Annotated in this window: 7 protein-coding genes and 1 pseudogene; 4 read left to right on the forward strand and 4 right to left on the reverse strand. The window is 73.6% G+C overall.

Annotation, left to right across the window (positions count from 1 at the left end; translation table 11 throughout):
* Nucleotides 1-62: 62 nt before the first annotated feature.
* Complete coding sequence (locus tag AC067A_RS04535; RefSeq protein ID WP_478614404.1) at nt 63-1,301, forward strand: serine hydrolase domain-containing protein; 1,239 nt, start codon at nt 63-65, stop codon at nt 1,299-1,301.
* 386 nt (nt 1,302-1,687) lie between these two features.
* Here AC067A_RS04535 and AC067A_RS04540 read toward each other — a convergent pair.
* A pseudogene (locus AC067A_RS04540) lies at nt 1,688-1,805 on the reverse strand (IS5/IS1182 family transposase); the annotation flags it as partial.
* Nucleotides 1,806-2,168: 363 nt separating this feature from the next.
* Here AC067A_RS04540 and AC067A_RS04545 point away from each other — a divergent pair.
* The 3 genes from AC067A_RS04545 to AC067A_RS04555 are packed head-to-tail and all read left to right on the forward strand — an operon-like array spanning nt 2,169 to nt 5,973.
* Nucleotides 2,169-3,488, forward strand: a complete 1,320-nt coding sequence (locus AC067A_RS04545) for an esterase/lipase family protein (protein ID WP_478614408.1) — start codon at nt 2,169-2,171, stop codon at nt 3,486-3,488.
* A gap of 11 nt (nt 3,489-3,499) precedes the next feature.
* Nucleotides 3,500-4,525: an alpha/beta fold hydrolase gene (locus AC067A_RS04550; protein WP_478614411.1), complete on the forward strand. Its 1,026-nt coding sequence runs from the start codon at nt 3,500-3,502 to the stop codon at nt 4,523-4,525.
* Complete coding sequence (locus AC067A_RS04555; protein ID WP_478614414.1) at nt 4,522-5,973, forward strand: carboxylesterase/lipase family protein; 1,452 nt, start codon at nt 4,522-4,524, stop codon at nt 5,971-5,973. Before AC067A_RS04550 ends, AC067A_RS04555 begins: the two co-directional genes overlap by 4 nt.
* 128 nt (nt 5,974-6,101) lie before the next feature.
* Here the strand turns inward: AC067A_RS04555 and AC067A_RS04560 are convergent, their stop codons facing one another.
* Genes AC067A_RS04560 through AC067A_RS04570 form a run of 3 tightly spaced genes read right to left on the reverse strand, consistent with a single transcriptional unit; the run spans nt 6,102 to nt 12,402 of the window.
* Nucleotides 6,102-6,713, reverse strand: a complete 612-nt coding sequence (locus AC067A_RS04560) for a hypothetical protein (protein ID WP_478614416.1) — start codon at nt 6,711-6,713, stop codon at nt 6,102-6,104.
* Nucleotides 6,710-7,081, reverse strand: coding sequence for a hypothetical protein (locus AC067A_RS04565; protein ID WP_478614418.1), 372 nt, complete (start codon nt 7,079-7,081; stop codon nt 6,710-6,712). The genes AC067A_RS04560 and AC067A_RS04565 overlap by 4 nt, the downstream gene beginning before the upstream one ends.
* Nucleotides 7,078-12,402: an HD domain-containing protein gene (locus tag AC067A_RS04570; protein WP_478614420.1), complete on the reverse strand. Its 5,325-nt coding sequence runs from the start codon at nt 12,400-12,402 to the stop codon at nt 7,078-7,080. The genes AC067A_RS04565 and AC067A_RS04570 overlap by 4 nt, the downstream gene beginning before the upstream one ends.
* Nucleotides 12,403-12,594 lie beyond the last annotated feature (192 nt).

Raw genomic sequence — 12,594 nt, forward strand, 5'->3', positions numbered from 1 at the left:
GTCGAAAGGCGCGGGGAGCGTCCCCGTCGCCTGCACTCATTGATCATGAAAGGACGACTGTCTTGAACATCCGACTGGCGATGTGTGGAAGTGTGGCCGCGCTGAGCGTCTGCGCGGGCACGGTGGCGGCAGCTCCCGCACCCGATGAGGCACATTCCGTGGCGGCCGGCGGCACGAGCCCGTCGTCCCCCTTCCGTCCCGCGGAGCTGAAGTCCGCCCTGGACGGTGTCCACCGTGCGGGGATACCGGGGGTGTACGCCGAGGTGCGCGAGGGCAGCCGGACATGGCGCGGTGCTTCCGGGGTCGCCGACGTCACGACCGGCCGTCCCGTCACGCCCGACATGCGGCAGCGCGTCGGGAGCATCACCAAGACCTTCACCGCCGCTGCGGTCATGCAGCAGGTCGAGCAGGGCCGGATCCAGCTCGATGCGCCGATCGGTGACCACCTGCCGCACCTGGTGCCGGGGGAGCGCGGCCGGAAGATCACGGTGCGGATGCTGCTCAACAACACCAGCGGCATCCCCGATTACATCCGATACGCGTTCCCGTCCCTCCAGACCGGCTCGCCCGAGAGCCTGGACGACAACCGGTTCAGGCAGTTCCGCCCGGCCGAGCTGATCGAACTGGGGCTCAACGCGCCTCCCACCGGCGAGCCCGGAGGCCCCACAGGGGTGTACTCCAACACCAATTACCTGCTCCTTGGCCAGCTCCTGGAGCACGTGACCGGTATCCCGGCCGAGGAGTACATCACCCGGAACGTCATCGAGCGCGCCGGCCTCCGGCACACCGGGTTCCCGACCGGGACGCGGATCCAGGGGCCGCACTCACGGATGTACGAGGCCCTGTGGGGCTTGCTCGACCCGCCGCGCGACTACAGCGTCTACAACATGTCCTGGACGGGGACGGGGGCCGCCCTGGTGTCGACCACGGACGATCTCAACCGCTTCTACGGCAAGCTGCTCGACGGTGAGATCGTCAACCGGTCGTCGCTGGAGGAGATGCAGCGCACGGTCCCGGTCATCGCCCTGGACGGATCGACGATCCAGTACGGCCTCGGTCTGCACAAGGTCGACATCCCGGGTTGCGGCACCTTCTGGGGTCACGACGGCACCGTCTGGGGGGCCGGAACGATCTCCCTGACCCGGGCCGACGGCAAACGCCAGATGTCGGTCGCGGTCAACCTCCAGAGGTGGAACACGTCGGACTCCTCGGGTACGCCGCGGCGCCACCCCATCGACGACGCGCTGAAGACGCTGTACGGGCAGGCGATGTGCGGCGACGGTCAGGCCGCGCGGCCGTAACCGTGGGAGGCCAGGGGCGTCCCGTTCGGCGATCTCCTGGATGCCGAGTTCGGGGGGTGGTGAAGGCGCGGGCGTAGCCGCCGGAGTCCTTGCCCGCAGCACGATTGTGGTGGGTCCGCCGGCCTTCGGCAGCGCGTTGACGTCGATGGCGTCCCGGACTTCGCCGCGGCCGAAAAGAGCCCCGGTCTTGGCCGCGGTGAGGTCGTCGAGGCGGAGGGCCGGCCCGAGTTCCGATTCGACCGGCGGGTGGTGGAGCAGGTCACCGGCCGGCTCCACCTTCGATTGGGCGCCGGAGGCGGGATCGGTGACGTGCAGGCGGGCGGAGCCAGCGGCGCAGGTGGTCGTAGTCGAACCCCTTGTCCGCGTGGAGCTTGACGGGCCGCCGGCGTCGCGGTCCCCGTGCCGGCGTCGGCCGCCGCCCTGCGGTCGTGCCGGAGCCGGCGGGACCACCCGCTGGAACAGCTCCCACAGCTCGTCCGGCACCAGGCGCTCGACCCTCACCACACAGGGCAGGCTGCTCAACCCGCCACATGAGACGACGTCTCAGTGGCAACTTCCAGGCAGCGGGACGGGGACGTTTCGTGTCGCCACGCCGTAGGAAGCAGCAGGTCAGGGGCGTATGTGGTGGGGCACCGTAGTTCGGTGCGCGGAGATGCACGCCGTCTCCATGGCCGCCCGTCCCGACCCTCGGTCGCCTTCGCGATCCCTCCGGACCCGCCCGCCCGCGGGCGCCCATGAACGACGCTCCCTTTGTGTGCTCTGCCCACATGCCCTGGCCCCGCCCACCCGCCTACCGTGTGCAGACCCGATGCCGGGACGGCACCGGGCCGACGCGCCGGGAGCGCACGAGTGGGGGAGGTCGGGACCGTGGCCGACAGACGGAGTGCGGGACGGCGGTGGCGCCTGCGCGCCGCCCGGGTCATGGCCGTGCTGGGGGTCGTCGCGGCGGCCGCCGTGGTGTCGCCCGCCGCCGCGAGCGGCACGGCGGGGACCGCCGCCGCCACACCGCCGCCCTACCTCACCCTGGAGGCGAGCTACGGGGCCGGGACCGTCACCAACGGCTGGGAGCGCGTCGAGCGCTACCTCGACACCACCACCGGATTCCGCACCGAGGGCTACCCGGCCGACGGCCGCGGCGACCAGGACGGCAAGCGCGTCACCTACTTCGGCGGCGTCACGCGGCCCTCGTCGGCCCGGTTCCTGCTCTATTCGGCACCCGGCTGGAACACCGGAAGCCGCACCACCCCCGTCCTCCTCGTGCACGGCGCCAACGACACCGCGGACCGCGCCTGGGCCAACCCCGGCGAATCCGGCGGCTACGGCTGCGGCGCGGCCTCCTGCCCGTCCACCGGACTCATGCAGTACCTCTCCCAGCGCGGCCACCGCGTGTTCGCCGTCGGCTTCGCCCACAAGCAGGGCGACAACCTGATGCAGGCGCAGATCGTGGGCGACGCCGTCGCCGCCGTCAAGGCGAAGCTCGGCGTCGACAAGGTGGACCTCGTCGGCTGGAGCAAGGGCGAGATGTCCACCCGCGCCTACGTGTCGTCCCTGAAGCCCGCCTGGGGACGGCCGTACGCCGGCGACGTGCGCAGGCTCGTCACCCTCGGCGGCCCGAACGGCGGCTACGACTACCCCTACGCCCACGGCTGGGCCCACGACTTCTCCATCTGGCCCGAATGCGGAGGCAAGGTCAACGCGCCCTCCCCGCACTCCCACATGACCTGCTACGGCCTGTACACCGTGCACCCCGAGTTCTCGACGACCCCGGCCGGCGGTCAGGACAACTACCCCGGTCAGCGCCAGATGCTGGCCCGCTGGGACGGGACGTACGGCGTCGACGGCGCCGCCCAGGACTGGTACACCACCTACTACGGCGGCCAGGGCCTCTACACCGCCGGCAGCGGCATCCAGGCCGCCATCGACGCCGGATCGCTGATCGCCCCGCTGCACGCCGCCGGGGTGCCGGCCTCCGTCACCACCTACCTCCTCGCCGGCGGATCCGCCGACATCGTCGGCATCTTCAACGAGAACCGCGGACCCAGCGACGGCGTCGTCTTCATCTCCAGCGCGCTCGACACCACGGGCATCCCGACCGTCGGCGGCAGGGCCACCATCGCCGCCGCCAACCACCTCGAACTGGGCTGGCACACCTCCGCCGCCGCCCAGGTCGCCACCTGGCTCTCCTGAAGGACCCGCCGATGACCACGCTCCACACCCGCCGCGTCACCACCGGCCGGCTGACCCAGCAGATCACCGAAGCCAGGACCGAGGGCGAACCGGTCGTCTTCGTCCACGGCAACGTCTCCTCCTCCGCGTTCTGGCACACCACCCTGGCCACGCTGCCGGACCCCTACCGCGCCCTCGCCGTCGACCTGCGCGGCTTCGGCGGCACGGACCCGCTCCCCGTCGACGCCACGCGCGGCCTGCGCGACTACGCCGACGACCTCGCCGAGCTGCTCGCGGCCCTCGACATCGACCGGGCCCACCTGGTGGGCTGGTCGATGGGCGGTGGCGTCGCCCTGCAGTTCCTGCGCGACCACCCGGCCGCCGTGCGGTCCCTCACCCTGGTCAACCCCGTCTCCCCGTACGGCTTCGGCGGCACCCACGGGGCGGACGGCACCCTCAACTCCCAGGACGGCGCCGGATCCGGCGGCGGCACCGCCAACCCGGACTTCGTCCGGCTCCTCGCCGAGGGCGACCGCGGCGAGGACTCCCCGCTCTCACCGCGCTCCGTCCTCGCGGCCTGCTACGTCAAACCGCCGCTGCGCCCCGAGCACGAGGACGCGTACGTCGACGCCATGCTCACCACGCGCCTCGGCGACGACCACTACCCGGGCGACAGCACGCCGTCCCCCGCCTGGCCCGGGATCGCGCCGGGCACCCGCGGCGTGCTCAACTGCCTCGCCCCCGTCCACTTCCGCGTGGACGACCTCCACCTGATCGACCCGAAGCCGCCCGTCCTGTGGATCCGCGGCGAGGACGACGTCATCGTCTCGGACACCTCCCTGTTCGACCTGGCCCACCTGGGCGCCCTCGGGGCGGTACCGGGCTGGGACGGCACCCCGGCGCAGCCGATGCTGGCGCAGACGCGGCACGTCCTGGACCGCTACGCGAAGGCCGGCGGCACCGTCCGGGAGGTCGCCGTGGCGGACGCCGGGCACGCCGTCCACCTCGAACGCCCCGAGGAGTTCGGCAAGGCCCTCCTGGAGGTGCTGTCGGCATGACGGTGTGCCGCACCCGGCAGGGGGAGGTCCGCGGCCGGACCTCCCCCGACGGGGTGACCTCCTTCCTCGGCGTCCCCTACGCCGCCCCGCCCTTCGGCGCCCGACGGTTCCGTGAGCCCGCCCCGCCCGAGCCCTGGACGGGCGTACGCGACGCCACCGCCCACGGACCGACGGCGCCGCACGCCCCCTACGCCCCGCCGTTCGACACGCTCATCCCGGAGAACGACATCCCCGGCGAGGACTGTCTGAACCTCGACATCCGGACCCCCGCCCCGGGGCCGGGCGCGGGCCTCCCCGTGATGGTCTGGCTGCACGGAGGGGCGTTCACCAACGGCTCGGGCTCGGCGTCCGGCTACGACGGAAGCGCCTTCGCCCGGGACGGCGTCGTCTGCGTCACGCCCAACTACCGCCTGGGAACCGACGGTTTCCTGCACCTGCCCGGCCGCCCCGACAACCGCGGCCTCCTCGACCAGATCGCCGCACTCCGCTGGGTCCGGGACAACATCGCCTCCTTCGGCGGCGACCCGGACCGGGTCACGGTCTTCGGCGAGTCGGCGGGCGCCATGAGCATCGGCCTGCTGCTCACCACCGAAGCGGCCCGCGGACTGTTCCGGCGCGCGATCCTGCAGAGCGGAGCCTGCCACCACCACCTGCGCCCGTCGTCGGCGCGGCTGATCGCGGCCCGCCTCGCGGAGAAACTGGGCATCGAACCGACCCCGACGGCCTTCGAAGCCGTCCCCTTGAAGGAACTCCTCCCGGCACAGGCCGAGTTGCGGGCCGAGGTGGGCGCCGACCCCGACCCGGCGAGGTGGGGCGAGGCCGTCCTCGACATGATGCCCTTCGAACCGGTCCGGCCGGGCCGCGCCCTCCCGGGCCCGGACTGCGGCGTCGACCTCCTCATCGGCAGCAACCGCGAGGAGTACCGCCTCTTCCTGGTCCCGACGCGGCGGCTCGACGTCTTCCCCGCGTCCTCGCTCCGCGCCATGACCGCGGCCTACGGCCTCGACCCGGCCGAAGCCCTGCCCGTCTACCGGGCCGCCCGCCCGGACGCCACGCCGGGCGAACTCCTCGACGCGGTGGCCACCGACTGGTTCTACCGGATCCCCGCCCTCCGCCTGGCCGAATCCGTCCCCGGCTCGTACCTCTACGAGTTCGCCTGGCGGTCCCCCCGGTTCGACGGCGCCCTCGGCGCCTGCCACGCCCTGGAGCTGCCCTTCGTCTTCGACCGCCTCCACGACCCTTCGTACGCCCCGCTGCTCGGCGACCACCCGCCCCAGGCGCTCGCCGACGCGATGCACGGCTCCTGGGTCTCCTTCGCCACGACCGGCGACCCCGGCTGGCCGGCGTACGACGAGGAGACCCGCGCGACGATGACCTTCACCACCACACCCACCGTGGTCACCGACCCGCGCCCACGGGAACGGCTCCTCTGGGAGGGCATCCGCTGAGAGCGGCCCCGGTCCTGGTCCTGGTCCCAGTCCCGCCCCCGGTCCTGGCCCCGGTCCCGCCCCCGGTCGCGGGGGAAGGCCCCGCCGGGACCGCGTCCGTCGAGCGGCCCGCGCCCCGGGCGGCGAAGCTACGGGGCCGTGCCGCACGCACGCGTCGGGCGCAGGCTCACCACGTCGGCCTGGGGCACGGCGACCACGACGCCGGAGCCGGTGCGGACCGACACCTGACGGCCGTCGGCGGCGACCAGCTCGCCGCAGGCGCGGCCGGTCCGCGTCAGCACGTCCACGACGGGAGCCGGGACGCCGCCGCCTCCCGTCGTGACCCAGGCGAGGATCACCGCCCCGACCACCAGGACGACACCGAGCACACAGCAGACCGAGGCGCGGGCCAGCGCCCGCGTCACCCGTGACACCTCCTGCTCGGTCCAGCGCCGCAACGACTGTCCCCCCAGCAGGATCTCGCTCCCCGGCACCCCGTGCGCGGCCCGCACCGCGAGCAGCGAACCCGCCGCGAGCAGGACGAACGCCGTCACGAGCGACCCGGTCGCCGTGTGACGCGCCCACTCCGGGAGGTCCGCGAGGTTGTCCCGGCCCTTCAGCAGCACGAGCACGGCGAGGAGCGTCGTCAGCCCGGTCAGGCCGGTGCGCCAGCCCTCGGCCTGCCTGCGCAGTTCCGGCAGCCGCGTGAACTCCAGCTCACGGGCCCGTTCGGCCCACCGCCGGTCCGACTGCGCGGTCACCGGGCCCGCCAACTGGCCCCGCACCCGCGGAACGAGGTGTCCGGCGGGCACCCGGGGTGCGCGTGCCCGCATTCGCAGAAGTGCGTCTCGTCCGTCAGCGGATCAGGCTCCACCGCCGCCCCGCGTGCCGCCCCGCTCCCCAGCATCCGGCCCAGCACCCCCTTGGTGCCGGTCCCCGGAAGGGCCCACGCGAACAGCGTCTCCGTACGGCCGTGACAGCGAGGGCAGTCGCCGACGATCACGACCCCCGTACCGGGCACCGTCCGCCGGGTGAACAGCGTGGCGTCGACCTCGCCGAGGTCCTCCTCCGCGTACACCGTGCCGTGGTCGTGCGGCCGGCCCCGCGTGCTCGCGCTCGTGCTCGTCATGCGTCGCCGTCTTCGTGCGCCTTCTCGTCCGCGTCCTCGGGCTCCACTTCCAGCCCGAACATCCCTGCGTACACGTCCAGCCGCCCCCGCACCCAGGCGGGCGACTCCCCGACCGCCCCGGCGAGGGCCGCCACCCGCTCCCGGCCCACCGTCCCGCCCAGGGCGGGCAGCATCCCGTCCAGCCGTTCCGAGAGGATCACCAGATCCTGCCAGCGGGGGACGACCTCGGGCACACCGCTGATCCGCGGCGCCCCTCCTTCGAGGGCCAGATAGGGCCTGATCCGCTCCCACGTGCGGCCGACCGGCTCCCCGAGCCGGCCCGCGACACTGACCAGGTCGAGCGGCACCAGCGGCGACCCCGCGGGGGACACACGATGGGCCGGGTCGACGGTCGCGACGGCGTACGCGTCGGGCACGTCGGCGGGCAGCCCGGCCACGGCGTCGGCGTCGAGCGGGGGCACGAGGGCGCCGATGGCGCGGAGCGGGAGGAGTTCGGCGTATGCGTCGCGGACGGTCCGGCGGGTCTCGCGGGCGTAGACGGCGAGGCTCGTGGGGGTGAGCGGTGTCCAGGTGGGGGTCTCGGACCACTCACCGTCGTTCTCGTCGTCGAACCCGTAGGTGACCAGAGCCTTCGTGGTCTGCCAGGACGGACAGAACTTCTTGAGCTCCTTCGGGAGTTCCGCCGCCGTCAGCTCGCGCCCGAGCTCCAGACGCTCGGCTTCGCGGGCGGCCGTCCTCCACAGCGACGACAGCTTCTCGCGCAGCTGCCCGCTCGCGGTGAGCAGGACGGCCGAGGTGGCGGGGACCGGGTAGTCAGCGGCGTCCCAAGCGGGGTCCACGCCGGAGAAGGCGTACTTGCTGAGCGTCGGCAGGTCGTCCCAGGCCCGCAGCAGGCGCGCCGCGTCGGGCGCGGACACCCCGGAGGAGCGCAGTTCGTCGAGGGTCCAGGAGAGCTCCTCCCACGTGGTCCTGTGCGGCCGGACGTAGGCGAGGTCCCGGAGGGACACACCGCCTTCGAGCCGGATGCCCTCCTCGTGCAACCAGCCCACGAGCCGGCCGGTCTCGGGCGACGGAACGCCCCCGCGCCCCGCCGATCCCTTGGCGTACCGGCGCTGGTGGGCCAGGCCGAGTTTCCGCGCGTGGGCGGAGAGGATCCGCTCCGCCTTGTGCAGCGGGATCTCCCACTCCGAGGCGAGGCCGAGCGTGGCGGCCCATGGCAGCATCGCCTGTCCGTCGCCGGTGTCGACGACGTAACGCCTCAGGAGGTCGAAGAGGTCGGGCGACACCGAGGCCCAGCGCTCCACGACGGTGGGATCGGGAGCGGAACGGAGCCAGCCGAAGGCGGTGACCGTGCGGAGTGCCTCCCGCGGAGTGCAGCCCACCCGGAGTGCCGCTGCCCGGAGGTCCCAGGCGGTCGTCGCGGGACGCCAAGTGTCCTCGTCCACGGGGGCGTAGAGAAGGGACAGTTCGTCCCCGGTGCACACGTGGTCGCGGTGGTGGTCCGGGACGACGGGAAGGGGCGTGGGCAGGAAGGGGGTGTACTTCGCGCACGCGTCGACCAACTCGCCCAGCTGCGCGCGGTACTCGAACGACGCTCGTGCGATTCCGCTGAGGTCCCGTGAGTCGTGCCGGTAGGAGAGCAGACCTCTGTCCGCGGAATCCCGCGGGATCGGTATGCGGTCCCCGAGAGCGATGGCAAGGCTGCTGTACCTGTCCTTGGGCCACCCCAGGAGCCCGGACATGATGTGCAGGTCGGTGGAGTCCGGCTTCCAGTCGAGGCCGCCGGTGCGGAGGACGGGCGGGGCGGCCAGGCGCGGATGCGCGACGCGCAGCGACCGGGCCGCGCGAAGCACCTCCGAGACCTCGATCCCCTGCGCGTGGGCGACCCTTACCGCGTTGCGCCAGTCGCCTCCGACCTTGCCGGCGATGTCCGACCAGCCGGGCCGAGGCACCGGATGCCCTTCGAGGGACACGGGAGGCGCTTCGAGCTCTCCGCGAGGCCGTCGGCCGAGGGCCGCGCCGCGCCAGGGCAGGACGGTGTCACGGGCCAGGCCGTTCTCGGCCTTGCCCCCCGACCTTTCTCCCACGGAGGAGTCCAGCCTGAACCAGCCGACCTCGTCGAGGTCGACCGTCCGGCCGTGGCCGGCCGCGACCCGCACGCCCCGGCCCCGCCACTGCCTCCAGAGCATCCGGGCGATCGTGGGATGCCGCGTCTCCATGGACCACAGCCAGTCGAGCGTCAGCCCGGGCCACTCGGCCAGCGCGCGAGCGCCCCGGCGGATCTGCTCGTGGGCCCACCTGGTGTCGTACTCCTCCAACTTGTTGCGGTTGACGCTCAGTCTGCCGCGGTGCTCGCCGGAGAGATTGAGGACGTAGCCGAGGCAGCCCTTGTCGGTGACGATGCCGTCGCACACGATCGCCCCGTTGCCCGCGACCCACCACAGGACGCCGGGCACCGCCTCCACGGCCGACTCCGCGGCCACCGTGAACTTCCCCTCGCCCGGCTGGAGGGCGCCGGCCCCCCAGGTGGCCCCGCGGCCGTGCTCGTCCCGTACGTCGAGGGTGAACTCGCTGACCAGGACCTGGGAACGGAGGGCTGACAGGCAGGACGCGCCCGTCACGTGGCGGTCGTCGCGCAGGTAGAGGCGCACGCGGGTGCCGCCGTCGGGGAGGACCGTGGTGCCGCGCTCGTCGACCTCGCGGACGCGGAACAGGCTGCCGCTGACGGGGATCTCCACGCGCAGCGCCTTCTCGGCGGGTCGGCCGTCGGGGCCGACAGGGCGGGTGACGATGACCATCTCGTCGGCCAGCATGAAGTAACTGAAGACGCCGATGCCGAAGCGGCTGTTGGGGTAGAGGCGCAGCGTCCTGTCCTGGCGGAGCCAGGCGGCCTGTTCGCGACGGAACGCCTGGGACTGGTCGAAGCGGCGGCCGGCCTGCGTGAAGGTGCTCCTGAGCTGCTTCTCGGTCATGCCGACGCCGTTGTCGAGGCATTCGACGTAGCGGCCCCGCTCGTCCCGGCCGGTCCGGATGGCGATCCCGCCCGTCCAGGGGCGGGGCGCCTTGCCGCGGCTCCCCAGGTAGCGGACGCGCATCTCCCGGTAGCGGCAGGCGTCCAGGGCGTTCTGGTACAGCTCACGGAGGGCGAGCGTGGGCTTGCCGTCGTACAGCTCCTCGCCCATGAGGAGGCGGCGGATCTCCGTCTGGGCCAGGGTGAAACGGGTGAGGGGCACGTCGTAGGCGTCGATGCCGTCCTGCTCGGCGGGCCGCAGCCGGTGGACCGTGAGGCGGGTCGGCAGGCCGCTCAGCAGCGCGCCCTCGTCGGTGGGGAGCCGCCTGGCGGTCTCGGCGAGCGCGTGGACGAGTTCGTCGGCGTCCTCGACGGTCGCGGTGAGCGCCGCGTGGATCGCGGGGTGGGGGCAGACGGCGTCGAGATGCAGGTACGCGGGTGCCTCGCCGGTCCGGTCGAGGTCCCACACGGCGTCGCGGAGCACTGTGATCAGCTCGGCCGGCACCACGGGATCGGAGACGGCCAGGTGTTCGGCGACGACCTCAGGCATCCGCCGGGCGTCGAAGGCGAGCAGTCCCGCCAGCCGGAGCAGCGCCGCCAGGGGGCCGGTCCGCAGGCGCTGCGGGGTCTTGCGCACGACGTGGCGGTCGGGGAGCGCGTTGCGGCGTCCCTCGGGCGGCTCGCCGAGGGCGAGGCCCGTGGCGACGGTCCGCAACGCGGCCGAGAGCTGGGCCGCCCGGCCGGTCGACGTCGTGCACCGACCTCGTGCCGGCTGGTCCGACCCGTCCAGGAGCCGGGTCACGAAGCCGGCGGACCAGACCTCGGGCACGGCCTCCTCGTCGGTGGCGAACCGTTCGGCGATCCACCGGTGGACCAGCCACAGCACGACGGCATGGCGGTCGTCCGACGGGGCGGTGTCCCACCGGTACCAGCCCGTCAGCTTGTCGGTGATCTGGGGGTGCTGCTCGGTGATCTGCTCGTAGTGCCGCCGGGGTTCGTCGGCGTCGGAGCGGCGGTGCACGCTGCGCGGACGGATCTCGGCCGCCTGGCTCAACCGGTCGGCCCAGGCGGCCTCGTGCAGCAGGACGCCGGCGACGAGCGCCGTGACCTCCAGGGCGGACAGCTCGGCGTCCTTCGACAGCAGCGTCGGGAGCACGTCGCGCAGCAGCCGTACGGGGAACTCGTCGTCGGCCCACGGGTCGTCGAGCCGTTCCCGCGCGTGGTGCACCTGCCGGGCCACGTCCGCGGCGAGGCGGGCCAGACAGTCCTGGAAGTCGGCGACGACCTCGCCGTCGGCCGCCGGTACGTGGTCCCAGAGCGCCGGTACGCGCACGGCCTCCTGCCACTCCTCAAGGAGGCGCCGGCCCCTGGCGACCTCGCGGGACCGGGTCTCGGCCTCCCGGTCGGTGCCGTAGTGGATCAGGACCCGCTGCGGCGCGGCCCGCGCGAGCCGGGCCAGGTGCTGCGTCTCGCGGCGTGCCGCCTCGTACACCTGCTCCACCGTGGTGGCCTCGGTCAGCGGGTCGAAGGCCCGTGCGAGCGCCAGCGAGAAGAAGCTGCCCGCCTCCGTGGCGCCGCTCGGTTCGTTGGGCCCGCAGCCGGTCAGCACGGCGAAGCCGGAGTCGGGCGGCCCCGTGACGATGCGGCTTCCGAACGCGGGGGCTCCCTCGTCCTCGGCCGAGCGGCAGGCGTCGACGATCCACAGGACCGTGTCGGCGGAGCAGTCGGCCAGGTACCGGCTGATGTCGGCTTCGAGGAGGGACTCACGCACGTGCGGCTGGTCCCATCCGCCGCGGTCCCGGCCGCCGCCGGCGCCGCCGTACCGGCACGGACCGTCCCCGGCTTCGCCGTAACGGCCCGTGCCGCCCCCGGCTTCGCCGGGAAGGCGACCCCCTTCGGGCGTCGGGCCGTTCCCGATCCCGCCGCCCGCGATGCCGCCGCCCCTGCCCCCGCCGCCCGCGGCCTCGTCTCCTGCCGCTTCGCCCTTCGCCGCTCCGCCGCTCCCGGCGGAGGCCCGGGCGTCGGCGGGCACCAGATAGTCGGTGTCCCCGATGCGTACGCCGTGCCCGGTGAAGTAGAGCAGCAGCGTGCTGCCGGGTGCCGCGCCGAGTGCCAGCGAGGTGATCCGCTCGGTGATCTCGTTGCGGGTGGGGTCGCGCAGCGTCTCGACGGCGTAGTCGCTTCCCCGCAGCGCCGCTTCCATCGCCGCGAGGTCGGCGTCGACGGTGGTTCCCAGCGGGCGGAGGAGCCGCGCGACACCGGGGTTGTCCCGCACACCGATCAAGAGCGCCACACGACGTGCGCCAGCCACACCGACCCCCTCGGTATCCCCTCCGAAGATCACATGATGACATCCGGCGGGGGTGCCGCGTGCCGGATGGCGGGTGCCGCCCCGGGGTGTCCCGCGGCGGCCGTGGCCATGCGGCACGCCCGGGGGCCGGGCGGCCAGGGGGCGTGCGGTGGGGCGGGGTTCAGCAGGCGGGCCCCGTACGCCTCCGGGCCG

It is taken from the genome of Streptomyces sp. NPDC043176 (assembly GCF_056436715.1).

Bases quoted from the DNA above. Each gene is read 5' to 3' on its own strand.
- AC067A_RS04550 (WP_478614411.1), top strand. From the start codon at position 3,500: ATGACCACGCTCCACACCCGCCGCGTCACCACCGGCCGGCTGACCCAG.
- AC067A_RS04565 (WP_478614418.1), bottom strand. From the start codon at position 7,081: ATGACGAGCACGAGCGCGAGCACGCGGGGCCGGCCGCACGACCACGGC.
- AC067A_RS04555 (WP_478614414.1), top strand. From the start codon at position 4,522: ATGACGGTGTGCCGCACCCGGCAGGGGGAGGTCCGCGGCCGGACCTCC.